The sequence below is a fragment of the Streptomyces sp. NPDC013187 genome (genome assembly GCF_042899705.1).
GTDB lineage: Bacteria > Actinomycetota > Actinomycetes > Streptomycetales > Streptomycetaceae > Streptomyces > Streptomyces hawaiiensis_A.
The window spans coordinates 271,366-294,136 of record NZ_JBIBAF010000010.1 but is presented as its reverse complement, the minus strand read 5'-3'; the positions used below and the strand labels follow the sequence as shown (position 1 = coordinate 294,136).

At 70.6% G+C, this 22,771-nt stretch carries 20 protein-coding genes and 1 pseudogene; 7 read left to right on the top strand and 14 right to left on the bottom strand.

Features of this window, described 5'->3' with window-relative positions; genetic code table 11:
* Positions 1 to 7: 7 nt before the first annotated feature.
* The 5 genes from ACFY5B_RS23155 to ACFY5B_RS23135 all read right to left on the bottom strand — a co-directional run bounded on the left by ACFY5B_RS23155 (position 8) and on the right by ACFY5B_RS23135 (position 5,787).
* Positions 8 to 2,119, bottom strand: a complete 2,112-nt coding sequence (locus tag ACFY5B_RS23155; protein ID WP_389972067.1) for a xanthine dehydrogenase family protein molybdopterin-binding subunit — start codon at positions 2,117 to 2,119, stop codon at positions 8 to 10.
* The gene (locus ACFY5B_RS23150) at positions 2,116 to 3,120 is read right to left on the bottom strand and encodes an FAD binding domain-containing protein (RefSeq protein ID WP_389972065.1); all 1,005 of its coding nucleotides are present in this window, start codon (positions 3,118 to 3,120) and stop codon (positions 2,116 to 2,118) included. Before ACFY5B_RS23150 ends, ACFY5B_RS23155 begins: the two co-directional genes overlap by 4 nt.
* Entirely contained in the window at positions 3,117 to 3,647 is a 531-nt protein-coding gene (locus ACFY5B_RS23145) for a (2Fe-2S)-binding protein (protein ID WP_389972063.1), read from the bottom strand. Before ACFY5B_RS23145 ends, ACFY5B_RS23150 begins: the two co-directional genes overlap by 4 nt.
* A 92-nt stretch (positions 3,648 to 3,739) precedes the next feature.
* A complete protein-coding gene (locus tag ACFY5B_RS23140; RefSeq protein ID WP_389972061.1) occupies positions 3,740 to 4,924 on the bottom strand; it encodes a hypothetical protein in 1,185 nt (394 codons plus the stop codon).
* Between the two features lie 272 nt (positions 4,925 to 5,196).
* A complete protein-coding gene (locus tag ACFY5B_RS23135; RefSeq protein WP_389972059.1) occupies positions 5,197 to 5,787 on the bottom strand; it encodes a hypothetical protein in 591 nt (196 codons plus the stop codon).
* A gap of 110 nt (positions 5,788 to 5,897) precedes the next feature.
* Here ACFY5B_RS23135 and ACFY5B_RS23130 point away from each other — a divergent pair, with 110 nt between their 5' ends.
* A complete protein-coding gene (locus ACFY5B_RS23130) occupies positions 5,898 to 6,314 on the top strand; it encodes an ATP-binding protein (RefSeq protein ID WP_389972057.1) in 417 nt (138 codons plus the stop codon).
* Positions 6,315 to 6,356: 42 nt separating this feature from the next.
* On the top strand, positions 6,357 to 6,719 hold the full coding sequence (locus ACFY5B_RS23125; protein ID WP_389972055.1) for a hypothetical protein: 363 nt from the start codon (positions 6,357 to 6,359) through the stop codon (positions 6,717 to 6,719).
* A gap of 49 nt (positions 6,720 to 6,768) precedes the next feature.
* Here ACFY5B_RS23125 and ppk2 read toward each other — a convergent pair whose 3' ends face one another.
* The 4 genes from ppk2 to ACFY5B_RS23105 all read right to left on the bottom strand — a co-directional run bounded on the left by ppk2 (position 6,769) and on the right by ACFY5B_RS23105 (position 9,771).
* Positions 6,769 to 7,725: a polyphosphate kinase 2 gene (ppk2, locus tag ACFY5B_RS23120; RefSeq protein ID WP_389972053.1), complete on the bottom strand. Its 957-nt coding sequence runs from the start codon at positions 7,723 to 7,725 to the stop codon at positions 6,769 to 6,771.
* A 133-nt stretch (positions 7,726 to 7,858) separates the two neighbouring features.
* Positions 7,859 to 7,999, bottom strand: coding sequence for a substrate-binding domain-containing protein (locus ACFY5B_RS23115; protein ID WP_389972051.1), 141 nt, complete (start codon positions 7,997 to 7,999; stop codon positions 7,859 to 7,861).
* 257 nt (positions 8,000 to 8,256) lie between these two features.
* A complete protein-coding gene (locus tag ACFY5B_RS23110; RefSeq protein WP_389972205.1) occupies positions 8,257 to 8,985 on the bottom strand; it encodes an SDR family NAD(P)-dependent oxidoreductase in 729 nt (242 codons plus the stop codon).
* A gap of 348 nt (positions 8,986 to 9,333) precedes the next feature.
* Positions 9,334 to 9,771: a MarR family winged helix-turn-helix transcriptional regulator gene (locus ACFY5B_RS23105; RefSeq protein ID WP_389972049.1), complete on the bottom strand. Its 438-nt coding sequence runs from the start codon at positions 9,769 to 9,771 to the stop codon at positions 9,334 to 9,336.
* Between the two features lie 350 nt (positions 9,772 to 10,121).
* Here ACFY5B_RS23105 and ACFY5B_RS23100 point away from each other — a divergent pair, with 350 nt between their 5' ends.
* A complete protein-coding gene (locus ACFY5B_RS23100; protein ID WP_389972047.1) occupies positions 10,122 to 10,763 on the top strand; it encodes an FMN-dependent NADH-azoreductase in 642 nt (213 codons plus the stop codon).
* 267 nt (positions 10,764 to 11,030) lie between these two features.
* Here the strand turns inward: ACFY5B_RS23100 and ACFY5B_RS23095 are convergent, their stop codons facing one another.
* The 3 genes and pseudogenes from ACFY5B_RS23095 to ACFY5B_RS23085 form a co-directional block, all read right to left on the bottom strand.
* Positions 11,031 to 11,429 (bottom strand): cupin domain-containing protein, encoded by a 399-nt coding sequence (locus tag ACFY5B_RS23095; RefSeq protein ID WP_389972045.1) that lies wholly within the window; start codon positions 11,427 to 11,429, stop codon positions 11,031 to 11,033.
* 130 nt (positions 11,430 to 11,559) lie between these two features.
* A pseudogene (locus ACFY5B_RS23090) lies at positions 11,560 to 12,356 on the bottom strand (MIP/aquaporin family protein).
* A 45-nt stretch (positions 12,357 to 12,401) separates the two neighbouring features.
* Positions 12,402 to 13,154, bottom strand: coding sequence for a helix-turn-helix transcriptional regulator (locus tag ACFY5B_RS23085; protein ID WP_389972043.1), 753 nt, complete (start codon positions 13,152 to 13,154; stop codon positions 12,402 to 12,404).
* A gap of 99 nt (positions 13,155 to 13,253) precedes the next feature.
* Between ACFY5B_RS23085 and folE the strand changes: the two genes are divergently transcribed.
* Positions 13,254 to 13,973, top strand: a complete 720-nt coding sequence (gene folE / locus ACFY5B_RS23080; protein WP_389972041.1) for a GTP cyclohydrolase I — start codon at positions 13,254 to 13,256, stop codon at positions 13,971 to 13,973.
* Positions 13,974 to 14,141: 168 nt separating this feature from the next.
* Here folE and ACFY5B_RS23075 read toward each other — a convergent pair whose 3' ends face one another.
* Complete coding sequence (locus ACFY5B_RS23075) at positions 14,142 to 14,465, bottom strand: CU044_2847 family protein (RefSeq protein WP_344456004.1); 324 nt, start codon at positions 14,463 to 14,465, stop codon at positions 14,142 to 14,144.
* A 136-nt stretch (positions 14,466 to 14,601) separates the two neighbouring features.
* Here ACFY5B_RS23075 and ACFY5B_RS23070 point away from each other — a divergent pair, with 136 nt between their 5' ends.
* Together ACFY5B_RS23070 and ACFY5B_RS23065 are read left to right on the top strand one after the other, a co-directional pair.
* The gene (locus ACFY5B_RS23070; protein WP_389972039.1) at positions 14,602 to 15,285 is read left to right on the top strand and encodes a hypothetical protein; all 684 of its coding nucleotides are present in this window, start codon (positions 14,602 to 14,604) and stop codon (positions 15,283 to 15,285) included.
* Positions 15,286 to 15,318: 33 nt separating this feature from the next.
* On the top strand, positions 15,319 to 17,436 hold the full coding sequence (locus tag ACFY5B_RS23065) for a CHAT domain-containing protein (protein ID WP_389972037.1): 2,118 nt from the start codon (positions 15,319 to 15,321) through the stop codon (positions 17,434 to 17,436).
* A 223-nt stretch (positions 17,437 to 17,659) separates the two neighbouring features.
* On the opposite strand, the gene ACFY5B_RS23060 is transcribed toward ACFY5B_RS23065, so the two are convergent.
* Complete coding sequence (locus tag ACFY5B_RS23060; protein ID WP_389972035.1) at positions 17,660 to 21,313, bottom strand: LamG-like jellyroll fold domain-containing protein; 3,654 nt, start codon at positions 21,311 to 21,313, stop codon at positions 17,660 to 17,662.
* A 379-nt stretch (positions 21,314 to 21,692) separates the two neighbouring features.
* Here ACFY5B_RS23060 and ACFY5B_RS23055 point away from each other — a divergent pair, with 379 nt between their 5' ends.
* Positions 21,693 to 22,715: a LacI family DNA-binding transcriptional regulator gene (locus tag ACFY5B_RS23055; RefSeq protein ID WP_389972034.1), complete on the top strand. Its 1,023-nt coding sequence runs from the start codon at positions 21,693 to 21,695 to the stop codon at positions 22,713 to 22,715.
* The last annotated feature ends 56 nt before the right edge of the window (positions 22,716 to 22,771 follow it).

Genomic DNA, 22,771 nt, shown 5'->3' with positions numbered 1-22,771 from the left:
CACCGTGTCACACCGCCCCCTGCACCCGGCGATCGAGCAGCCCCGTCAGCACTCGGTCCGGTGACAACGGGAGTTCACGCAAGCGGACGCCCGTGGCGTGGTGCACCGCGTTGCCGATCGCCGCGGCCGTTCCGACGATCCCGATCTCCCCGATCCCCTTGCTGCCCATGGGATTGAGCCGGGAATCCTCCTCGTCGAGCCAGTGCGCGTCGATCTCGGCGATGTCGGCGTGCACCGGCACGTGGTACGACGCCAGGTCCGACTCGGTGAAGTCGCCGAACGCGGCGTCCATGGTGCTGGTCTCGGTCAGCGCCATGCCCAGGCCCATGGTCATACCGCCGACGAACTGGGAGCGCGCCGTACGGGGGTTGAGGATGCGGCCCGCCGCGTACACCCCGAGCAGCCGACCGACCCGTACCTCGCCGGTGACCGTGTCCACGGCGACCTCGGCGAAGTGGGCCCCGAAGGCGTGCCGGGCGAAGTCGCTCTCGGCGTCCGCCGCGCCCTCGGTGTCGGCGCTGACGTCGAGGCCCGGCTCGGGCAGCGGCCCTGGACGCTCGGCGAGCCGCCGGGCCAGCCGGGCGCACGCGTCGTGCACCGCCCAGCCCCATGAGGCGGTGCCCGACGAGCCGCCGGCCAGCGGCGCCGAAGGGAGTTCGGTGCTGCCGACCTCGATCCGGACCCGCTCCAGCGGCACCCCGAGGGCGTCCGCGCCGATCTGCGCGAGCACGGTCCGGGCGCCCGTCCCGATGTCGGTGGCGTTGATCCGCACGAGGTACGTCCCGTCGGGCCGTGCGCGAGCCGTCGCCGTGGACGGAGCCACCAGGACGGGGTAGGTCGCCGCCGCCACGCCCGTCCCCCGCAGCAGGGGTCCTTCCCGGCGGGTGCCCGGGCGGGGATCGCGACCGGCCCAGCCGAAGCGCCGGGCGCCCTCCCGCAGACACGCGACCAGGTTCCGGCTGCTGAACGGCTTGCCGCTGTCGGGCTCGACGTCCGGCTCGTTGCGGACGCGCAGCTCGATCGGATCCATGCCGAGTTCGGCGGCGAGCTCGTCCATGGCGGACTCCAGCGCGTACATGCCGGGAGCCTCGCCCGGAGCCCGCATCCAGGACGGCGACGGCACGTCCAGCGCCGCGACCCGGTGCACCGTACGACTGTGCGGCGCGGCGTACATCACTCGCGCGGGCACCGCCGCCTGCTCCACGAACTCCTTGATGCGGGAGGTGTGCGTGGTGACCTCGTGCACGAGGGACTCGAGACGGCCGTCCGCGTCGGCCCCGAGCCGCAACCGGTGCAGGGTCGGGGCGCGGTGCCCGACGACGGCGGGCAGGTAGCGCCGCGGCAGTGCCACCGTCACCGGCCGCCCGGTGTGACGGGCCGCCATGGCGGCGAGCACCACATCGGGCCGGGGCGTCCCCTTGGACCCGAAGCCGCCGCCGACGTGCTCGGCGGTGACGACGATCCGCTCCTGCGGCAGGCCGAACAGCGCGGCGAGCGTGGCCCGTACGGCACCGGTGCCCTGGCTGGAGGTGTGCACGGTGAGCCGGCCGTCCTCCCACCGGGCGGTGCTGGCGTGCGGCTCCATCGGGTGGTTGTGCAGTGGCGGCACCCGGTAGGCGACGTCCACCCGGGCGGCCGCGGAACCGAACGCACCGTCGGGGTCACCTTGTTCACGCAGGGCCGGATGACCGCCGTTGGCCTCCTCGGGCACGTACACACCCGGGTGCGAGACGGTGAGGGCCACGTCGTGCTCTTCAGCGTCGTAGGTGACGCGGACGGCGGTGGCACCGGCCCGGGCCGCCTCCAGGGTCTCGGCCACCACCAGCGCCACGAACCAACCGCGGTGCGGAACCCGGGCGCTCTGCAGCACGGCGAGCGTGGGATCGTCCGGCTCCGCGAGGCGCGGCGCGTTCTCGTGGCTGAGGACGGCGAGGACACCGGGCACGGCCAGCGCCGCCGCCGTGTCGACGCCGGTCACCCGGCCCCGGGCCACCGCCGCCGGTACGGGCCAGGCCTGGGCCCCGCCCAGGGAGTGGAACTCGGTGGCGTAACGGGCGGTGCCGCCGACCTTCTCGCGCCCCTCCCGGCGCTCCGCGGGCGCGCCCGCACCGCCGGTCATGAGGCCCTCCCGGTGAGCGCGCTGTCCGTCAGCCGCGACAGGACGTCCACGGCGAGATTGCGGGCGAGCGGCAATTTGTAGGCGTTGTCCCGCAGTGGCTGCGCGGCGGACAGCTCCGCTTCGACGGCGTGCTCGAACGCCGCGCGGGTCGGGGCCGCACCCAGCAGCGCCTCCTCCGCCCGCCGGGCCCGCCAGGGCCGGTGCGCCAGCGCCCCGAAGGCGAGCCCCGCATGACCGATGACCCCGTCGTCAAGACGCAGCACGACCGCGACGGAGGCGAGCGCGAAGGCGTACGAGGCCCGGTCTCGGGCCTTGCGGTACGCCGACGGCAGCCCGGCCGTGGCGGCCGGCAGCACCACGCCGGTGACCAGCTCCCCGGGTCGGATCTCGGTGTCCTGCTCGGGCCGGTCCCCGGGCAGCCGGTGGAAGTCGGCCGCCGGAACACTGCGGGCCCCTTCGGGACCGTCCAGCTCGACACGCCCGTCGAGAGCGGCGAGCGCCACCGCCATGTCCGACGGATGGGTGGCGATGCAGTGGGTGGAGTGGCCGAGCACCGCGTGGTCACGGTGGACACCGTTCCGCGCGCCGCAGCCGCTGCCCGGCTCACGCTTGTTGCACGGCTTCGACAGGTCCTGGAAGTACGGGCACCGGGTGCGCTGGAGCAGGTTCCCGCCGGTCGTCGCCGCGTTGCGCAACTGCCCGGACGCACCCGCGAGCAGCGCCTGCGACAACGCCGGGTAACGGCCGCGGACCAAGGGGTGGGCGGCGAGGTCGCTGTTGCGGACCGTCGCCCCGACGCGCAGGGCTCCGTCGGGCAGTTCGTCGACGCTGTCCAGGGGCAGCCGGGTGACATCGATGAGAGCGGTGGGCGTCTCGACGCCGAGCTTCATCAGGTCGACCAGGTTGGTGCCGCCGCCGAGATAGCGGGCACCGGCGTGCGAGGCGTACGCGGAGGTCGCCTCCTCGACGCTGCCGGCACGGACGTAGGCGAACTCCTTCACGGGATCACGTCCTCGACGGCCTCGGCGATCCGCGGATACGCACCGCACCGGCACAGGTTGCCGCTCAGCCGCTCCCGGATCTCCTCCCGGTCCAGCGGCACCGGCTCGCCCGAGGGCGCCTCCGGGTCGGTGACGTGCGAGGGGTGACCGGCCGCCGCCTCGGCGAGCGCACCGACCGCGGAGCAGATCTGGCCCGGCGTGCAGTAGCCGCACTGGAAGGCGTCGCGCTCCAGGAAGGCCCGCTGGAGCGGATGCGGCTCCTCTCCGTCGCCGGACAGACCCTCGACGGTGGTGACCTCGCAGCCGTCCAGGGCGACCGCGAACAGCAGACAGCTGTTGACACGCCGCCCGTCCACCAGGACCGTGCAGGCGCCGCACTGGCCGTGGTCGCAGCCCTTCTTGGCGCCCGTGAGCCCGAGATCCTCGCGCAGCAGGTCCAGCAGGACCCGCCGGTGGTCGACGGTGAGCGTGTGGGGTTTGCCGTTGACGCGGAGTGCGGTCCGCGAGTGGTGCTGGTGGTTGCCCATGTCGTGGAGGACCTTCCCGGGCGGGCCGTGATGCCGTACGGACCGCGTATCCAGGAGGCTGCGACTGACACGTGCGCCGTGCCAGGAGGGTGTTACCGCTCCGACGTCACGCGCTGAGCGGAGGTGCTCTTCTCGTCACTTCCTTCGTCGCCCGTGTCGTGGCTCTTCGCGTCTTCGGCCGCGGGCGCCGGGCGCTTGACCTTGAAGCGTTCGAACGTCCGTGTGAGCTGCTGGAGCGGGGACGCGGCGGGCGGACCGGACGGCCGGGGTCTGTCGGGAGTCGTCCCAGCGGACTCCTGGTAGGCGGCCAGGGCCTCGTGGGCGCTCTCGGCCGCCTCCCGGTACAGGTCACGGGACTTCGTCATGGCTTCGAGCGCCTCGGCGTACATGGCCACCAGGCCGCGCTGGCGGTCCAGCTCCTCCCGGAGCGTCAGCAGGTGCCAGTCCTCCCGCAGTGCGGTGAGGGCGTCCTCGGCGCCGTCGGGCAGGGTCCTGCGCAGTGCGGCGAACCGCGTCACCGCGTCGACGAGGTCGGCCGGCTCGGAGCCGTCGAGGAAGACCGCGCGGACCGAGAAGTCCCGGGCCTGGTAGTTCTCCGGCGCCGGGACGCCCGGCAGGACCACCGCTCCGCCGCGCGGCACCTCGACGCCGGTGTCCCGCAGGGCCCAGTTCAGGCCGCGCAGCTGCTGCGGGGCGGCGTGATGCTCCACCACCCGGTGGCGCAGGCCCGGCGGCAGCCACCGCGCCACCGGCGCACGCCCCCGGTCGTCGGTGGTCATCGCCTCGTGGACGACCACGTGGATGTGCCATCCGCCACGCACGGCGTTCCGCAGCAGGCGACGCATCTCCTTGTCGTCCTGGGGGAGGACGTTGATCTCGCCCAGGGCCAGACGGGTGGCGGCGTCCTGGTTCCAGGCGGTGTCCGGCTCCTTGGGCCAGAACAGACCGGCGGGGGAGGGCCATGCGTCGTTCCACGGCTGCTCGGCCTCCGCGACCAGGGTCCACTCCTGCCCCGGCCCGGCATCGCCTTCGGGCCGCACACTCAGCCGGGCGCGTACGGTCACGTCGTCACCGACCCGCCAGCGTGCCTCGAAGACCCGCTCCGCAGGAGCGGATTCGTCGTCGGGCAACTCCAGGAAGTCGTCGATGGCCTGGCTGTCCTTGCGCTGCTGGAGCGAGCGCCGGAGAACGTCTTCCGCGGAGCCCGGGGCGTGGCGGCCGCGCGCCAGCCACACCGTGTCGGGAGTCATGGTGCGGACGGTGAGGGAGGTCTGCATGGGTCCATCTGTGAACGGGGGCGGGTGCGGCTGCCAGTATCGTCGTCGCAGGCCGACGGGTGCTACCCGGGGTCGCACGGGGCTGCGGGCGCCGGTGACGTACGTGTCTACGGCCCTTCACCTCCCCGGCCGACCCGGGGCGTGCCGTTCGTCGTGCCGTGGCTGCCCGCCACCGCGGGCCGTCCGTCCGCTTCGGCCCGCTCGCGGCCGACGCGCCCTCTCGCGCGCAGGTCCGTTTCTTCGTCCGTCTCGCCGTGGGTCATGCGCACCGCCTACCCGTGCCGGGCCGTGCCATGTGACGTGGGAGGAGCGGACTGTGACGACCGGGCGGCGCGATGCGGCATCGTCTGGAGTGCTGCGGCACCGGGCGGCGTGAGGTGGCGCGGGGCAGCGTGAGCCCCGACCAAGCGGCGCCCTGGGGTGGTGCCGGGTGCGCGGGATGTGCGCCGTGCGCGCGGGGTGTGCGCGCCGCGCGCACATCGGATGATCTCACGCGTGGTCCGTCCGTCACACGGTCCCGACAATGGTGCGCACGAGCAGGGCCCGCCCACCATCCGCATCGGGGCGGGTCCTGCTCGCCGACTGGCGAGGAGCTCCAGCCGGTCCTCGTACGCGGTGCCCGGCTGGGCCGTGCAGAAGGTCATGGAGTGGGCCTCGTGGGCCGACACCCGGCGGGTGCGGAACCCGCCGCTGACCGTGCACAGTTCGCCCGTGAGCTCACACAGCCCCCGTTCGTGCCGGTAGCGGCCCGCCTCGGCGCGCAGCAGCGCGACGGTGATGTCGGCGCAGGCGTCCCAGTCGTCGACGTCGGCCGCCTGTCTCTGCGGGCCGGCCCCTGCGTCCGGGCGTCCCGCATCCGCCACTTCGCCGAGCCGATGCCCGATGACGCGTTCCGATGCCTGTCGGCGCGAGGACCGGGTACTCGGTTCCAGCACGAGCCAGTGCTTGGACGGAGGAGAGGGGACCGGGGGCAGTGGCGGTAAAGGCGATGGGGTGGGCGCACTCGTTCCGAATGTCCCAAGGAGTGCGGGCAGGGAGGGAGTGGACGCGAGAACGCCTCCAGACCCTGCCTTGGGCCACTGCCGAGCCGGACACGGTGGACGCGGTGGTGCTGGCGGTGTCCGAGCTGATCACCAACGCGCACATCCACGCGCACAGCGACGCGCATTTGGTCCTCACGTGGGACGGCGACTGCCTTCATGTGAGCGTCCACGACGAGGACCCGACGCTGCCGCGCCAGCGCGAACCGGAGCCGAGTGAGGCCTCCGGCCGTGGAGTGGCGATCGTGCGCAAGCTCGCCGACGAGTGGGCGATGAGGTGCCAGCGGCACGGCAAGACGGTGACCGCGTGTTTCCGTCCGGCCGACCCGGAAGGCCGCAGCGCAGGTTGAGTTGCGCTCACCGACGAGGCCTGCTTCCGAAGGAGAAGTGTCGTGTACCTGGCACGAGGGTCGAGTGACGACCCCTACGTCTGGCTCTGGGTCCTGGGCGCCCTCGCGCTGTACGCAGTCATCAGCTACGGGCTGCAGTACCGCGCCCGTGCCCGGCGCGGTTCCGCCCGTCCGGCCCATGACGCCCTGCACGACCTCAAGGACCGGGAGGACCCCCAGCCGCCCGAGAACCGCTTCGTCAGCCGCGTGATCATGCTGTGCGGTGCGGCGCTCACGGGGCTGGTCGCCTACCTGACGAGTGGGGCCGTGCGGGTCCTGACGGTCGGGCTCGCCGCCGTGGTGGCCGTCACCGTCTGGGCGTACTACGACCACCGTACGGAAACGCGCGCCTCCGCCCGGTCATGAGGCGGACAAGGGCCCCTCACCTTCCGTGAAAGGGAGGGGCCCGACTGCGTCAGCCGGTCTCGGGGTGCTTGCCGGGCCCGTCGGAGCCCGGGGACAGCGGGGTGGGCGACAGCGTGGTGTCCTCCTCACCCGGCTCGAGCAGAGTGTCGGCGGCGCCCACGATGAGGGGATCGGGTGTGCCCACCGCCTCGCGGTCCTTGCTCGCGTAGTCGACGCGCGACAGCAGACTGCGCATGGTCTCCAGCCGGGCGCGCCGCTTGTCGTTGCTCTTGACGACGGTCCAGGGGGCGTGCGCGGTGTCCGTGGCGCGGAACATGTCCACCTTCGCCTCGGTGTAGTCGTCCCAGAGGTCCAGCGAGGCCAGGTCGGTGGGGGAGAGCTTCCACTGGCGCACCGGATCCACCTGCCGGATCGCGAAGCGCGTGCGCTGCTCGGAGCGCGACACCGAGAACCAGAACTTCACCAGCAGGATCCCGTCGTCCACCAGCATCCGCTCGAAGGCCGGGCACTGGTCGAGGAACAACTCGTACTCGTCCTTGGAGCAGTAGCCCATCACGCGCTCCACGCCGGCCCGGTTGTACCAGGAGCGGTCGAGGAAGACGATCTCCCCGGCCGTCGGCAGATGCGCGATGTACCTCTGGAAGTACCACTGGCCCACCTCGCGTTCGGTGGGTTTGTCCAGGGCGACGACGCGTGCGCCACGCGGGTTGAGCCGCTCGGTGAGCCGCTGGATCGTGCCGCCCTTGCCCGCCGCGTCCCGCCCCTCGCAGACGACGACCAGGCGTGCGCCGGTGTCCTTGACCCAGCGCTGGAGCTTGAGCAGTTCTATCTGCAGGATGCGCTTGGTCCGCTCGTACTCCTTGCGGCCCACTTTCCGGTCGTACGGATAGTTCTCACGCCAGGTCCGGATGGGGCGTCCGTCACCGTCCAGCACGATCGGCTGCTCCCGTCGGCTGGTGTCCACGGTCAGTCCGTCCAGCAGCTTGTCCGTGTCTTCGGCGCTCATCACTCGACTCCCCGTTCGGCTCGCACAGTCGGCACCGAGCGTACGGCGCACATCGTGCGGGAAAGGCTTCCGTCGCTGGTGAACGTACACACGGGTGCCCCGTCCGGCCCCGCCCATGTGAGGTCCTGCGCGGCTACGCTCCCAGCCGGGCCGTGGTACGCCGTTCCACCAGCGTGGGGGACGGTTTGACCTGTACCGACGGCTTGCCGCGGTCCGCGATCCGCTCCAGCAGCAGACGCGCGGCGTTGCGGCCGATCTCCCGGCCCGCCCCCATGGGCCTGGTATCGATGTCCTCGAGGCACCGGTGATGCCGTCGAGGATCTCCGGGAAGAACGGGTTGCGGATGTCGGGCAGCATCACGCCGATGGTGTAGGTCCGGCCGCGCATGCCCCGAGCCGCCGCCAGCGGCCGGTAACCCACATCCGGCGGTGCAAGCCCGGTTCCCTGCCGCTTCGGCTGCCCGACCGTCCCCGGAGCGGGCGGCCGCGAACGGGCACGCTCGGTGCGGGCCCGGTCGAGGTGGGCCCGCGCTCAGAGCGCGGTACCCGTCTCCTCGGCCAGGGCCTGCACGAGACGGTCCTGGAACGCCTCGTCGTGGACCGCGTCATGCGGCTGCGACCGCCGGCCGTGGTACCAGTACCCGCCGGTGGTCAGGGCCTCCGGGTCGTCGCTCGACGCCAGCCACTCCTGCGTCCGGTGGCCGAGCTCGAGGTCGTCCGGCGCGCTCGGCCCGCCCATCCTCGTCGGCACCCAGCCGGGATCCACGGCGTTGCTCGGCGCCCCGGGGCGCAGCCGGGCCACCGCGGCCGCCAGCGCCGTCACGAACAGCTTGCTGTCGGCGTACGACCCCGCGCTCTCGCCCCGCCAGTCGGCCGCGTCCAGTGCCGACGGGCGTCCGCCGAGATGCGAGCCGCTGCTCAGGTACACCAGCCGTCGCGGCCCGCGCAGCAGGGCGGTCAGCAGATAGGGCGCGACGATGTTGACCGGCATGACCGCGGGTCCGCTCCACACCCCGGCGTTGTGGACGACGGCGTCGAGCGGCGGCGAGGCGTTCAGTTCGTCGGCGACCCGCCGTACGGCGTCACGCTCGGCGAAGTCGCCCACCACGACGTGTGCTCCGCGGTCGGCCAGCTCGTCCAGTACCTTCGCCCGCTCCGGATTGCGGGCGTGCACCACCACGTCGTGCCCGGCGGCCAGCAACGCCTCCGCCGTGGCCCGCCCGAGGCCCTCCGCGGACCCGGTCACCAGGATCCGGCTCACCGTTCCTCGCATGAGACTGCCTCTTTCCGAAGGGATGTGTGTCCCGCGGGGAGACACGTACGGGATCTCTCCAAACTACCGCCGGCGACAGTTCGTCAGATCCGGCGCGGGAGCCGACCACTCCCGCCGCTCCGTGTCCCCGAAACACCGGCGACACCGTGATGGCGTGTCATCGACGGGGTGTGCTGGAGCACACCGGCAGGCGCGCCAGTGGCGAGAGCGGCCGGCCCACGTCAGCCATCGGTCCCCCCCCCCGACCGCCGGCGCCGGAGCGGCGATGACCTGATCCTCACGCACTCGGCGAGCAACTCGACTCGTGGGCAGTCGTCCTGGGGGAGGAGCGGCGCCTCAGTCTTCGGAGGCGCCCCGCTGAGCGGTGAGCGCGACCTGGGCCAAGAGGTCTCGCAACTGGACCCGTTGTTCTTCGCTCAGCTCCGCAAGCAGCCGTGCTTCAGCGGCCGCGACCTCAGTTCGCACGCGCTGCAACTGCGATCGGCCTTCGTCCGACAGGATCACGTGGCGAGCCCGCCGGTCCTGCGGATTCGGGCGTCGCGACAGCAGACCCATCCCCTCCAGGTCGTCGAGAAGGTAGGTCATCACCGTCCGGTCGAGACCGACCTGGCCGGCCAGTTCGAGTTGCGTGGGGGGTTTGTCCTCGGTCGCGGCCAATGCCATGAGCACCAAGTAGGCGCGCGCTCCTCCGGGCAGCGTCTCCGCGGACTCGGCTGCAGCGCGCCGAAGCGCCCCCGAGATGATGCGAATGGCCCACACCAGGTCGTTGTCCAAGGTAAGACACTCGGCGCTTTTTCCGGCTCGGCCACGGGGTTCAGGGGACATCCCGTCACCGTAACACTCTCGGTAGCACGACAGATGGTCTTGCTGGCAGAGCATTTTCGCCCATGGAGCCTGGTCTCCGCGGGATCGATCGTCCCTGATCGGGGCGGGCTCGGCGCGAACCCCGGCTGCGCGAGTGGCAGAACGCGCGAGGGCGCGCCGGGGGCCCCAGCGGAATCGCTGATCTTGTTTCCTTCCCGCTCAGACCCCTTCAACGAGAGCCGGCTCACTGTTCTTGCGGTCAGATGTTCTGTGACACATACTATCTGCGTTGCCGCAGAACTATGTGGAGGTACCGCACCGTGAATCTGTTCCGTCTCGACGCGAGCATCCGTACCGAAGGCTCGGTGAGCCGCGCCCTCGCCGACACCGCCGAGCAGGCGTGGCTCGCCGAGCATCCCGGCGCCGTCGTGACCCGGCGCGACCTCGGGGTCCAGCCGCTGCCCGGGGACGCGTGGACCGCGCTCGCCCACGAAGTCGTCAACCCGGCCGCACCGGCCCCGGCCGAGGCGCACCAGCTCCTCGACCGTCTCGGCGCGGAACTGCTCGAGGCCGACGCGTTCCTGTTCGCGGTGCCCATGTACAACTGGAACGTCCCGGAGCAGGTCAAGACGTGGATCGACCTGATCCTGAAGCACCCCCGGGTGGGGATACACGGTGACCAGCCGCTCAAGGGCAAGCCGGCGCTCCTGACGCTGAGCCGTGGCGGCGGTTACGGGCCCGGCTCCCCCAAGGAAGGCTGGGACTACGCCACGCCCTACCTGCGCAGGATCCTCGCTGACGTCTTCGGCCTCGACCTGCAGATCGCCGAGGCGGAGCTGACCCACGCGTTCTGGAACCCGGAGATGGCGCATCTGCGAGGGCTGGCCGAGGAGTCGATGAAGACGGGGCACGAGCGGGCCGCCGAGCACGGGCTGCGGATCGCCAAGCTGAGCAGGGTCTGAGCGCCCCGAGGTTTGTCTCGTGGATCGGACGGTGGCTCGCCACCGCGCTGATCTGCGAGACACACCCTGGCCTCACCGCTCCGGTCGGGGGCGAGGCCGGATGCGGGGCGAAATCAATGAGAATGCGGTGCGGCGATGACCCTTGTTCAGGGGTTCCGTCGGCCCGTACGGAAGGCACCTTCTGTATGAAGGGCGCTGGTTCTCGTCCCGAGCTCCGCTGATGCCATGCCGCCGACCCGGCCGCGCATCTCGCGCCGGGTACGGCTGTCACGCCCGGGGCCCGCTCCGGATCTGCATACCGGGGCGGCGGCGGTGCACGGTCACGTACGACAGGCCGCCCACGCCCGCGGTCACGCTGCGAACGCTGCCGTGCGGCAGCCAGACCAGGCTGCCGGGCTCCACCCGGTGCTGCCCGGCCGCGGAGCCCAGCGTGCCGTCTCCCGAGACGACGAGCAGCAGGACGTCGAGATCGGGCTCGGCGTGGGCGTCGATGACCGCCCGCGGCGGGACGCGGACGAGGTTGGCGTCCAGTTGCCGACCGGGCTCGGCCAGCCGCCACAGGGCGCCGGTCGCCTCCGGTTCGGCCGCGGCGAGCGACTCGGTGTTGCCGAGGATCCGCGGAAGGGGAGTGCCGGCCGCGCCGGGGAACTCCTCCGGGTCAGTCATGGGATCGTGCCACCATCCGATACGGGCCTGCCCTGGGCCGGTTCACCTGTACGGCAGGCGATCCGCGCCTCTCACGGACGCCCCGAGGAATCTAGCATCGGCCGCAGTCCCGGCCGCGGTCGATGCGCGCTCACTCCTCGTCGAACGTGGTGGGGCGCGTCCGCCCGGGCTCCGGTGCCTCGCCCTGCTGCGCGCGGGCGTGCAGCACGTCGCCGATGAACAGGTCGTACACCAGTACGCCGATGACACCACCGATGAGTGGCCCGACGATCGGGATCCACCAGTAGTCGCTGAACGCCCCGGCCAGGCTGCCGGGAAACGCCAGTCCGTCCCATCCCGCCATCCAGGTGAACAGGCGCGGGCCGAAGTCGCGGGCCGGGTTGATGGCGTATCCCGCGTTCGCCCCGTAGGACATGCCGATGGCCGCCACGACGAAGCCGATCACCAGCGGGCCGAGATTCGCCTTCACGGCCGTGTTGCGCAGGTCGATGGTCGCCACGACCAGCATGACCAGGAAGGCGGTGCCGACGATCTGGTCGAACAGCGGGCCCCAGACGCCACCGCCGAAGTATGGCGCCGGGAACGTCGCGAAGATCGAGAACGAGGCGAGGGTCTTCCCGTTCGTCTTCGGCCACTTGAAGGCGTCGTCAAAGGCGTTGATGGCGTCGTGGTACACGGCGTAGACCAGGGCGGCTCCCGCCAGGCGCCGAGCACCTGGGACACCCAGTAGGGCACGACCTTGACCCACGGGAACCTGCGGCGGACGGCGAAGGCCAGCGTGACCGCCGGGTTGATGTGCGCTCCGCTGACGCCGCCGGCCACGTAGATGCCGAGGATCACGTGGTAACCCGGCGCATGGCCCGCGGCAACCGCGGGTGACCCTCCGGCGGCTCGCTCACGCTGCCCGCCGGACGAGCGGACCGCGATGCGCTCCCTTGATCCTCAGTGGCCCGGGGGCGTCTCCTCTGATCCTCAGTGGCCCGGGGGTGCCTCCTCGGCGGACTCGTCGTCGCCGGAACCGAGCCGGACGCAGCACTCCCCGGGTTCCGGAGCCAGTGCCGCGCGGACCCCGTTGACCTCGAGACCCTCGAGGTAGCCGCTGAGGAACGCCTGGTTCATGCCGCACACCAGATCCGGAGCCCTGGCGGACAGCGGATGGAAGGGGCAGTTGCGCAGCCGGATCCGGGTCGGGGTTTCCCGCACGGGCTCGTAGCCGTACTGGTCCAGCAGGCGCTCGCACGTGGTCAGCCCCCGCTCGGGGCCGAGCCGACCCGGGCGGGTCTCGTGCCGTGCGGCCTCGCCCACCTGCCGGCCGCGCTGCCGCGCGGCGCGCATCGCGGCCTGCGTGGCGGTTTCGCCGGCGTGCTCGGTCAGGACGGCGTCCAGGAGCAGGCCGGCCAGCAGCTCGTGCCGCCGGTCGGGGATGTTCACGGTGATCTGGGCGCAGGTGGGCTCGTACACCTTCGGCTGTCTGCCGACCTTGCGGGTCCCGCCCGGCGCTTCGTAGCGGGCGCGCAGCAGGCCGGCGTCGACCAGCTTGTCGAGGTGGAAGGCGGCGAGTTTGCGGGAGATGCCGACGCTGGCGGCGGCCTCGTCACGGGTGACGGGGTGCCGGGCCCGCCTGATGAAGGCGAACATGCGTCGGCGTGAGTCCTCGCTCAGGACGCTGACGGAGTCGATGGCGCTGTCGGCCGGATCGGCCTGCGCGGGCGGGTCGGAAGCCACACGACCACGGTAACTCCCACACGTGTGGGAGCGAGAGCTGTTCGGGCGTGGTGGTCTGCGCACCTTGACGCCGACGCGGAATAAAGGAAAAACTTATTGGTGAAACTTTTGGAGGTCACCATGATCCCGCTCTCACCGCACTCGGTGTCGGAGGCGGCCGACATGACGGAGCACTCCGCGTCGGCCTCCGTCCGGACGGAGCGCCACGAAGCAGAAGCGACGGCACCCGTACGGCCCGCCCTGCGGGTGGTCCACGAACCCGACGGGATCGACCTGGCCGCCGCCGAGGTCGCGGCAAGCCGGTTCCTGGAGGCCCTGGGCATCTCCACGGCGTCGGAAAGTCTGCGCGGCACACCCGGCCGGATGGCCCGCGCATACGCCGAACTCTTCAGCCCACGTCCCTTCGACCTGACCACGTTCCCCAACGACGAGGGCTACGACGAACTCGTCCTCGCCCGGCGCATCCCGGTCCGCACCGTCTGCGAGCACCACCTGCTGCCGGTGGTCGGCACCGCGCACGTCGGCTACCTGCCCGGCGCCCGCATCCTGGGCCTGTCCAAGCTGGCCCGCGTCGTCGAGCACTTCGCCTGCCGCCCCCAGGTCCAGGAGCGCCTGACCAAGCAGGTCGCCGACTGGCTGCAGGTCCACCTGGAGCCCAAGGGCGTCGGCGTGGTCATCGAGGCCGAGCACTCCTGCATGACGCTGCGCGGTGTGCAGGCCACCGGCTCCGACACCCTGACCTCCACCCTTCTCGGCCTCCTGCGCTCCGACGCCCGCTCCCGCGGCGAGTTCCTGGCTCTGACGGGGGTGACCAGGTGAGCGCGGCGCGGCGCTCAGGTGGTGGCCAGGAGTCAGGTGTCCGCTCCGGCTGCCCGTCCCGTGCCCTCAAGTGCTGCTGTCCATGTTGAACGGAGAGGAGGAGTGAGGCAGAAACCCGGGCAGGAACAGGGCAGTTCGCCCCCTCAGCCGATCACGGGGCGGACTCGCTCAGGAGGCGTTCCACGTCAGGCTCACCTTCAACTGGGCGGAGGCGCCGGCCGCCGAGACGAGAGCACCCGCCTGGGCGCTCAGCTCGACGCCGAACTCCACCACGAGCACATCTGGTCTGTGCACGAATTCCTCCACCTGCGTGGCCACGCTTCGGGTCACCGCACGGACGACGCCCATCGCCGACTCGAATGTTCCCTCGGCCCGCGCCATCACGGCGGATGCCGAGGCTCCGCGGGTGACAACAGGGCTTTCCGCTTGCTCGTCAGAAACCCTGACCAGCACCGTACCGCCGTCCTGTAGCACGAACTCTGCAAGGGTCATAGAGTCGTAATAGCACGAAATGCCATGGCTAGCCACTTAGTTGACCATTCTCCCATTTGTCGGCCTTGCGGCATGTGGTCGGAGCAGGGTCGGTGGGAGCGTGACGTCGGGGGGCAAGTCACCGAGGAGTGGAACCATGCCACTCGCGATCGAAATCCTACTCGTCCTTATCGGCATCCTTCTTCTGGCGCTTGCGCTGATCGGCAGCGGAATCTCCCGGCGCCTGATGACCATACCCAGAATGCACAAATGGCCCCGCATGGTCATAGCCGCCCTCGGTGTGGTGATGCTCGTCGGCGGAGGCTGGCTGTTGATGATGCCGAACGAGAAGAAGGGCCCCTCCTACGCCGACCTCGAAGAGCACATACCCAGCAGGCTGACGGACCTGTTGACGTGCGAGGAACACAGTGAAGCACCCAAGGGAGCAGTCGAGGCGATTTGCACCTCGGACGACGGCATGCAAACCGTCTATTATTCGCTGTTCCCGGATGTCAACTCCATGCAGGCTTTTTGGATGAAGCAGGTCTCCCTGGAAACGCTTACCGATTCCGAGTGCAGCAGTGTGGAGGACTTCCAGGCGGGCGGCAAGTATGTCTATACTACTAATGACGAATCTTCCGAGCTGGGCGACGTAGCATGCGAGGTCAGTAGCGACGGCAGCCTTTGGATGACCTACACGGACCGGCGATACAACATCGTCGTGGAGGCCAACCACGGTGAGCCAGGGGATGTCTCCGGATTTTCTGACTGGATCGATGACACCACACCCGCAGGGTCCGGAAACTCAACACCCGAGACGCCCACACAAACCGCAGAATAGCGGTGATCTCATGCCACTGAAGAGAAGGCTGTCATGCCTGAGGAGTTCGACTTCGTGGTTCAGATGAGCGAGGCACCCGGTGGATACGAGATCGAGGTTTCCTCATCAGCCGGCGAGGACCGGGAAGTCATCAGTCTGAGCACCGACGATCTGCTGAGCAGAATGCCCGCGCTGCAAGCCGCGGTTCTGGGATCGTCCGTACGCTCCCGGGGAGCCGGCAGTGAACTCGAGGACCCGGTTCTGCAAATCGGTGATGCGTTGTTCGATTCAGTCTTCCGGGACTCCATCAAAGGGCTTTACATCTCCAGCAAGCAGAAAGCGGAAGAGCAGGACCATGCGCTGCGTATCGTTCTCCGGGTGCGGGCACCAGAACTTGCCGCCCTCCCGTGGGAGCTTCTTCACGACTCGAAGCTCGGCGGCTACCTGTGCCTCAATCACCCCATCGTGCGCTACGTCGACATCCTGAAACCGGTCGCACCGCTTCGCGTGTCGCCACCGCTTCGAGTGCTCGGAATGATAGCTCTCCCCGGTTCTCTGGCGAGCTTGGACACCGAAACCGAGAGAGAGAACCTGCACACCGCGTTGAATCCACTCATCGACGAGGGGATGGTGCAGCTCGGCTGGGTTCCGGGAAACACGAAAAGCGACCTGTACAGTGCTCTGCTCCGCGGCGGATGCCATGTTCTGCATTTCATCGGTCATGGGAGGTTCGACGAGCATCGGCGTCAGGGCACGATCATTTTCGCCGACGAGAGAGGACGGGAGGACCCGCTGCACGCGGAAGCACTCGGTTCTCTCCTCAGCGTCGGCCAGCCGCGCCCACGCCTGGTCGTACTCAACAGTTGCCAGACGGGAACCTCCAACGCTCAAGACCTGTTCTCCAGTACCGCGGCCCAGCTGGAGCACACGGTCCCGGCAGTCGTGGCCATGCAGTTCGCCGTGACCGACACGGCGGCCGTGCTGTTCTCCCGCGCGTTCTACCAGGCCCTCGCGGCCAATCGCCCGGTCGACGAGGCGGTACGCACCGGCCGTATCGCGTTGCGGGTCCACAAGGACGACAGTCTGGAGTGCTTCACACCGGTGCTGTACCAGCGCGCCGGCGACGCCCGGCTCTTCGACCTCACTGCGCCTACACCCCAGCCTCCCCCGGCGCCCGATCGGACAGATCCTCCGCCCGGGCACAGGAAGGACGGCAGGGACACGGGGCCGGACCAAGGGCCGGACGGAGAGTCGGGCGACACCGGCTCCGGCCCGGGAAAGGTCACCGATATTCCGGTCCTGCCGATGATCGACACGGACCATTGGGTCGTGAGCATGGCCGTGCACCCCCGCGGGCGACTGCTCGCCACGGGCGCCCGCCGACTTGTGCGCTTGTGGGACGCGACCACCGGGCAGGCGGAGTGGGAGCGCCGGCTCCCGGGGTGGAGCACGATGGCGAATGCCGTCTGCTTCAGCCCCGACGGCGGCCTGCTGGCCGTCGGCAGTTCCGACAACCTGGCACGGGTGTGGGACCTCGCGACCGGTCAGGTCTCCCTGGAACTGGTGCACCGGCACTTCGTGAACGCCGTCGACTTCGACGCCAGGACTCGCCGTCTGGCCACAGGCGGCTCCGATGCGCTGGCCTGCCTCTGGGATCTCCGTACGGGCAACAGGCTGCTGACCCTGCGGCACGGCCGGGCGGTCAGGGACGTCAGATTCAGCCCGGACGGGAAACTGCTGCTGACCGCCAGCGAGGACCGGCACGCGTACGTCTGGGACACGGCGACCGGCGAACAGCGGGCGCAGTTCCCGCACGAGAGCTACGTCCTCGGCGTCGCCTTCTCTCCTGACGGGCGACGGATCGCCACGTGCAGCGAGGACCGGACCGCCCAGATACGGGACACCAGGACCTGGGAGCCCCTCTTCCACGTCGAGCACCGGAGCGGTCTGCGCGCGGTGGCATTCAGCCCTGACGGCGCTCTGATCGCCACGGGCAGCGAGGACGGCGCGGTACACGTGTGGCGCGCGGCCGCAGGCGAACCGGTGCTGCACATCAAGCACAAACGCTCGGTCAACGTCGTGGCGTTCTACCCGGACGGCCGGCACCTGGCGAGCGGCGGCGAGGACAAGAACGTGCGGAATACGAGGATCTCCGCCCAGAGAGCCGGGTGACGTCTGGCGCAGCTGGACCGCCGCCGAACGGCTCCGGCTCGCGGCGATCCTGAGGGGGTACTCGAGCACACCCTGAGCGAAATCCACCGTGGCACAGCCCGGCCTCCTGCGCTCCGACGCCCGCTCCCGCGGCGAGTTCCTCGTTCTGACCGGGGTGGCCAAGTGAGCGCGGCGCGGCGCCCGGGATCGTCGGGGACGGTCCCGGGCGCCGCGTGTCAGCGGGTCATCGCACCTCTCGCGCATAGGGCGCGACGGTGATCCGGTCGATCAGCGGCGCGTAGCGGGAGCGGAGCAGCACGCCGGGGAAGGTGTCCGAGGCGTAGGTGGTGCCGTCGAAGTTCGGCAGTTCCTCGGAGCGGAAGCCGACCGTGTTCTTGCCCTTCTTCAGCTGCACCGGGACGGTCAGCTCCCAGAAGTTGTTCTGGTGGAAGCTGTGCGGGAAGCCGACGCGATGTGCCGGGCCGCCGTTGACGCTGATGTCGGCGTGGCGGGCGAGCGGGTCGGGGTTGTAGTGGGTGGCCTCGGACTGTTCGGGGTTGGAGTAGCGGATGCGCAGCGCGTACAGGCCGGCGCGGTCGGCTGTGACGGTGAACGTCGCCGTGTTGCCGTTGCCGGGGGCGCCGCCGATGCCCGTGATCGCCGTGCCGTCGGTGGCGAGGGACAGTGGGGCGAGCGTGGCCGAACCGGCGAGCGTCGCGTCCCCGGCTTCGTAGGTGCGCGCCGGCAGCGTGCCCTCGGTCGGGGTGACCGTGAGACGGTCGACGAGGGTCGTGGCCGGGCCACCGGTCACCGTCACCTTGTTGACGCCGCCGGAGAGGGAGACCGCCGCACTGCTCCGGCCCTTGGCCAGGCGCAGGACGTCGTGGCCGTTGACGGAGAGCCGGGCGCCCGTACCGCCGAGGGTGTCGACCAGGAGGGTGGCCTCGCGATCGGCCGGAGAGTAGACCCAGAACGTCGCGCTCTGGTCCTTCGCGAGCCGGACCGCGCCCGAACCGCTGGCCGCCGGCTTCGGAAGCTCGTACACCGGTCGTGCCCCGCCGGCGGGCCAGGCCAGTTCACCTTCGTACACCTGCGTGTCCGCCGAGGCGCGGGGGAGCGAGAGGGTCAGGCGGTCGACGATGGCGTCGCCCTTCGTCGCCCGCTTGCCGTCGGCGCTCTTCGCGGCGAGCGTCAGGGTGTGCTTGCCCTTGGTGAGCTCGACCTTGGTGTCGGCGTGGTCCCACACGACCCACTTGTAGCCGAGCGGCAGGTGCAGTTCCTGCTCACCGGCCGCCTTGCCGTCCACGCGCAGGAAGACGTTGGTGGGGCCCTGCTCCTTGACCTTGTCGTAGGTGTTGAGGGAGTTGGCGAAGACACTCAGGTCGTAGGTGCCGTCCTCGGGGACGTCCACGGTGAAGTCGAGTGCGACGTCCGAGCCGGTGCGCAGGCCGCCGACGTCGTAGCCGCCGGAGGTGTAGAACTTCGACACGTCACGCGGTGAGCCCTCCGGGCCGTTCTTCGACCAGCCGGAGCCGGTGTGCGCGGCGTCCTCGGCCTCGTACGAGGACTGCCAGCGTACGGGCGGTGCCTGCGTGCCCTTCGCCTCGCCGGCCGGGCTGAGGATGACCTCGTAGGCCGAGGACTCCTTCAGTTTCGGCAGGGTGCCGTCGCCGAAGTCGAGGGCGACCGTGCCGTCGCCGCCGACCGTCAGGTTCGTCTCGGCGAGGAGCTTCGGACCGGACGAGTCACCGACCTGCCCGCTCCACTCGATCTCCCGCACCCAGGCGTGCACGCGCTTGCCGAAGACCTTCTTCGGGACGCCCGCGAAGGTGATGTGGCCCTTGCCGGTGGACCCGCCGAAGATCAGCCGGGACTGCTTCCTCTTCTCGTCGAGGGTGGCGACGCCCTGCATGGTGTAGTTCTCGCCCGGGAACGGCGGGGTCACCTTCACGGTGTGGCCGCTCATCGAGGCGTACGAGTTCAGCAGCCACCACTGCCCGTTGCCGCGGTTCGACTGCACCGCGGAGTCCGACAGATTGCCGTCGATGTTCCAGTAGGCGATGTCGGCGTCGACCTTGGACTCCTCGATCGCGGACACCCACTGGATCATCTGGCCCGGCACCGAGGTGTGGTAGTTGAACGCGTACTCGTTGATGTTGATGGGGAGTTGTGTGCCTTCCCGGTCGGTGCCCTTGAACAGGTCCTTCTCCCAGGCGCGGTACTTGGCGACGCTCTGGCGCACCGCCTCCGGGTGGCTCAGCTCGTGCCAGGTGATGACGTCCGGGAGGGTGCCGGCGGCCAGGGCGTGGGTGAGGAAGCCCTTGACCTGGTCGTAGAGGATGCTGGTGTTGGGCCCGGCGATGCGGGCGCCGGGCATCCTGGTCTTGATGAGCTTGTACGCGGAGTCCCAGGCGGCGAAGTAGTCGTCGGGGTCGTCCAGCCAGCTGACCTTGTCGTAACTCCACTGCCCGGTGCCGAACATGTTGCCCTCGGGCTCGTTGAACGGCACGAAGACGATGTTGTCCTGGTACTGCTTCGGCAGCCGGAGCACCTGGTCGACCTGCTTGGCGATCTTCTCCTCGTACAGCTTGAGCTTCTGCGCGGGTGTGTCGCCCGGCCACTCGTAGGGGAAGCCGCGGTGGATGTCGGTCATGTAGATGTACACGTCACCGTCGGTGGAGTCGGCCAGCGGCCTCACCACCTCCAGTGCGTCGGCGCCGGGGTGCTGGGGACCGTCCTGCGCCTTGGTGGAGACCGTGCGCAGGCCCATGCCCTCCATGAGGTTGTTGGTGGGGACGTCCGGCCCGTACACGCCGTAGAGGGTGCCGGAGGCGCCACCGTGGAACGCGCCGGTGTCCGAGCCGAGGTCGACGGTGAGCTCTCCCTCGCGGACCACGGTGACGGTGGCCTTCACCGCGCGCCCGGCCGCCGTCCCGGCGACGGTGAAGGTGCCCGGCGCGGCGTACTTGTCGGAGGGCACGGCGTCCCAGGTGACGGGCGTGTCGCGGTCGTAGCCGTCGGAGAAGGAGGCGCGGACGGCGGCGGGGAGCGACGGGGCGGTCCCGGTCGTGGTGCGTGCCTCGAAGGAGGTCTTGGAGAGCTGCTGGAGGGTGGGCACGGACCCGACCGTACCGGCCACCTGCTCGGGGCTCAGTGCCGCGTGCCACACGGTGAAGTCGTCGATCGCGCCCCGGAGCAGCGGGTCCGGATAGAGGGACTTGCCGATGTACCCGGCGGCGGTGGCGGAACCGTCCAGCAGGTCTCCCGCCTTGATGCCGGTCGCGGCGGAGGAGACCGCCACGCCGTCGAGGTAGGTGGTGAGCCGGCCGGCGGTGGTGTCGAGGGTGACGGTGACCGTCCGCCACTCGTCGGCGGGCAGGCTCGCGTAGCCGCGGACCTGGGTCTCCGCGCCCCCGCCCCCGGTGGTCACGGAGGTCTGGAACAAACCGCTGCCGTTGTAGGGCGTGCTGAAGAGGTACTTGGTGGTGTCCGTGCCCAGGTCGAAGATCCGCTGCCAGGGCGACTTGTCACCGCTCCACTTCACGCGCGCGGAGACGGTCAGGTCGGTCGTTCCGGCGAGCACCTGGCGGGGCAGCCGGACGTACGCGCCGTCGGACGCGGGAGCACCGCCGGGCAGGGACAGCGCCTTGCCTCCGGCCGAGCCGTCCACCGAGCGGGCGGTGGAGGCGTTCACCAGGGTCGCCGTCAGGCCGTTGCCGGAGCTGTCGGTGATCTTCCCGGAGGCGAGGTCGTCCTGGTCGAAGGAGTAGTGCGCGGCGGGCTGCGGTGCCTCGGCGGCCTGCGCGGGGGCGGCCGGTGCGGCCAGCAGGCCCGCCCCGAGGGTCAGCGCCACGGCGGCCGGAGCCCGGCGTCGCGCGAATCTGTCAGCGGATGGCATGGATGGCGTCCTCAGTCGTCGTGTCGTCGCGTCGTGTCGTCGCTTCGTCGAGCAGCGGTTTCGGTCCGCACGCCCGTCGAACCGGTTCGATCAGTGGCGGATGCAGGTGGCGTGTGCAGGGGGTAGGGGCAGCGTCAGGGGCGGTTACGCCGGTGCGCGGATGAGGGCATGAGGGTCTGTCTCACCGCGACCGAACGGGCCGATGCGTCGAACCGGTTCGCGAAGCTAGCACCGGCACCCCCGGTCAGCAATGCCTACGACACCAGGATTCCGGGCGGACACCCCGTGGACCAGGGAAGTGCGTCCCAGGTGTTGACAGGAGTCGGGGCAGTTCCTACCTTCCTGCCATGCGAACCGGTTCGACGAGCCAGGAGATGCCGTGAACATCGGGGAGATCGCCAAGCGAGCCGGTGTCTCGCGGAGCACCGTGTCCTACGCGCTCAGCGGCAAGCGACCGGTCTCGGAGGACACCCGCCGGAAGATCCAGCAGGTCGTCGACGAACTGGGCTACCAGCCCAGCGCCAGCGCCCGCGCCCTGGCCAACGGGCGGACCAGCACCATCGGCCTCGTCTTCCCGCCGGCCGGCAACCACTACACCGGCATGCAGCTGGACTTCATCGGCAGTGTCGTGGAGGCCGCCGCTGCCTACGACTACGACGTGCTGCTGTCACCGAGCGGCGTGGACAGCGACCGGTCCTTCCAGCGGCTGCTGGGGGAACGGCGGGTCGACGGCGCCATCCTGATGGAGATCAGGCTGGAGGACGACCGGGCCGACCACCTCGCCGCGCTCGACTTCCCGGCCGTCGCCATCGGCCGCACCGCCCACCCGGAGAGCGGCTGGTGGGTCGGCCTGGACCACACCGCGCTGGCGGCGGCATGCGTCCACCACCTCGCGGACCTGGGCCACCGCAGGGTCGCCTTCGTCAACCGCCCCGAGCAACTGCTGCGCGCCGGGTACGAATCGGCACACCGTGGCCTCGACGGCTTCACCAAGGCCGCGGCCGAGCGCGGGCTGACCGTGCGGACATACTGCTGCGGGGACGACGCCGCCTCCGGCCAGGCCTGCCTGGAACACATCCTGCGCGACGACCCGGACACCACCGCCCTGGTCACCCTGAACGAGGCCGCGCTGGGCGGTCTCTACCGAGGACTGGCCCGGGCCGGCCGCCACGTGCCGCGCGACTTCTCCGTCACCGGGGTGGTGGCGAGCCGGTGGGCGGAGACAGTGACCCCGCAGCTCACCGCCGCGGACGTGCCGGCGGAGGAACTGGGCCGGCGCGCCGTAGAACTGCTCGTGGAGCGGCTCGACCAGCCCGGCGCTCCCGCTCGGCACCACCTGCTGACACCCCCCATCTCACTGCGGGCCAGTACGGGACCCGCCACCGGCTCCTCCCAGCCCTGACCCCCGCTGCCTCCCTTCCTCCCCGCTTCGAGCGCACCCCCTCACCGCCTCCCTCC